Source organism: Acetomicrobium mobile (assembly GCF_937920065.1).
Window position 1 is genome coordinate 1 of record NZ_CALETC010000100.1, and the last position, 2,167, is coordinate 2,167.

3 protein-coding genes are annotated in these 2,167 nt (G+C 43.7%); 1 reads left to right on the forward strand and 2 read right to left on the reverse strand.

Annotation, left to right across the window (positions count from 1 at the left end; translation table 11 throughout):
- Together Q7P41_RS12705 and Q7P41_RS04410 are read right to left on the reverse strand one after the other, a co-directional pair.
- Window positions 1-168, reverse strand: coding sequence for a hypothetical protein (locus tag Q7P41_RS12705; protein WP_369693134.1), 168 nt, complete (start codon window positions 166-168; stop codon window positions 1-3).
- Window positions 169-202: 34 nt separating this feature from the next.
- Window positions 203-1,081, reverse strand: a complete 879-nt coding sequence (locus Q7P41_RS04410; RefSeq protein ID WP_303882432.1) for a dimethylarginine dimethylaminohydrolase family protein — start codon at window positions 1,079-1,081, stop codon at window positions 203-205.
- 164 nt (window positions 1,082-1,245) lie between these two features.
- On the opposite strand from Q7P41_RS04410, the gene Q7P41_RS04415 reads away from it, so the two are divergent.
- The gene (locus tag Q7P41_RS04415; RefSeq protein ID WP_303882435.1) at window positions 1,246-1,722 is read left to right on the forward strand and encodes an Lrp/AsnC family transcriptional regulator; all 477 of its coding nucleotides are present in this window, start codon (window positions 1,246-1,248) and stop codon (window positions 1,720-1,722) included.
- The last annotated feature ends 445 nt before the right edge of the window (window positions 1,723-2,167 follow it).

The window sequence follows — 2,167 nt, forward strand, 5'->3', positions numbered from 1 at the left end:
CTACCAACATCTAAATAAAGGCCTGGTAAGACATGTAGGGCCTCCTGTGCCGCAAAGGGAAATATTTTCTCCGGGGTATTCATAAACTTCAGCACCATAGCGCCTCAATTTAGACGAAGAGGATGTATTAGGAGCAACGATCGAAGCGGTGCGATCATGGATTGACAACCAAATGACACCATGACGATCTATCTCCTTTTAATTAATACTGCCTGAGAAGGGGGCGTGTGAGGCAAGTAGGTCCGCCGCCGCCTTTCCAGCATATCTCCGTGCCCGGAAATTCCAAAACTTCTAGGCCAGCCTTTCTCATTCGATCCCTCGTGATGGGGTTGCCCTTGATCATGAGAACCAATCCCGGCTCTAATGCAAGGACATTACAGGCCATGGTGTCATATTCTTCATCGGGAACTTCGATCAAGGTAAAACCCCGACGGATCAGTTCCTTGCGGAAAGTAACGGGCATTTGTTTCGAATAGACAACGGCCTTCCTGTGATCTACGGGGCTTATGAAGGACATTAAATGGAGACATTCCGCCGGGCCATTCCAATGGGGAATCGGATAATCTAAAACGGTAAATTTCCCTTGGGCAAACTGTTTAAGCTGCAAGATCCCTTCGGTATTTGTCCTATAACTGATTCCTACGGCAAGGGTTTCCGGGTCAAGCCAGGCCATGTCGCCACCTTCCATTGTGCCCTCTCCCTGAATCCACCCAAGAATCGGAAGGCCAATTTCATCGAAAAATCTGCCTGCGGCAGCCGCTTCACCGGAACGCTGCGGTTTTCCCATGTTGAAAAGAATGGCTCCGTCATCGGTAATCATGCAGCTATCCCTCGTGTATATGGAATCAGGGCCGGTAGCCTCGTCGGCAGGGAGAGTAAATACCTCTTTGACATGGCTTTTGATTATCTCAAAAAAACATGCGTATTCTTCGATAGCTCTGGAGAAGTCAATAGGCCCCGTATATCCAAGGTCTTTCCAATTGGCATCCAGCGTTGCCTGATCGCGGTATGCCTCTTGGGGTTTTTTTACAAGTACCTTTTCAAGCTTCCCAACTTCAGACTGTGCTCCCCATGATCTCACAAAAATTCCTCCTTTTTAGTGATAGCACTATTGTTTATAATCACATATACATGATAAATTGGATCTGTGCCATGACACATGTAACATAATGCTAAAAAATATGTTATATTTATATAGAAGTGTCAGCAGAATATAAATATATGTTAATATATTGGAGGAAAAATATGACAAACGTTAAGAAAAAAATAATCATTGACGAAATTGACAAGAAAATATTGGATGAATTGCAACAGAACGGAAGAATTTCTTTTAGAGAATTGGCCAAAAGGGTAGGGCTCTCAGCGCCATCCGTGATCGAGAGAGTAAGAAAGCTGGAGGACGCAGGGGTAATAATGGGATACGGCGCCTTTGTTGATCATAAAAAAGTCGGCTATCCGATAAGGGCGCTTGCATATATGTATACCAGTTTCAATAACCCGGATTTGCGTATATTAGGAGAGATAAGCGCAATACCAGAAGTATTGCGTTATTGGAGCATAACCGGTGAAAACGATTATTGCATCGAGATTATTGCCAGATCTATCGAGGATCTTGGTCGCATTTTGACTGATCTCGCAAAACTTGGCAAGCTCTCAACCTGCGTAGCCCTTAACTGGGAAGATAAAAGAATCATTCCAATAAATGTCAATGACTTGGACTAGGGCTAACGTGAAAACAACACCATAAATTTTTGTAAATTTTCAGAGCCACCATGGGGCCTAAAATATGGTGCTTACGTTAATCCATCTTGACATAGGCAGACTGCCCACTTTTTAACGGGTATTCAGCATGCAAACTCCGCCCTAACGTGTATTTATCTGCTACTGTTTGTTGTGAGCGGTCCCAGTTTAAAGGGGTGCAAAATTCCATCTACCTCCAATAAATTTATAGAATCAAGGAAATGCCATCCTCTTTGCGTGCCTTGCCCTGCTGTCCATTTATTGTCAATGTACTATGGTTGACATATGACGATGGAACGCTTTACATCCATCATATTGTCAGATACTATGAAATTACTAAATTTAAGGAGGTAGGGAATTATGCAAGAAGTCCAGTTTGACCCCAAGGTATTGGAGGCAGCTTTTGAGGAAGCCAGGAGGATTTACA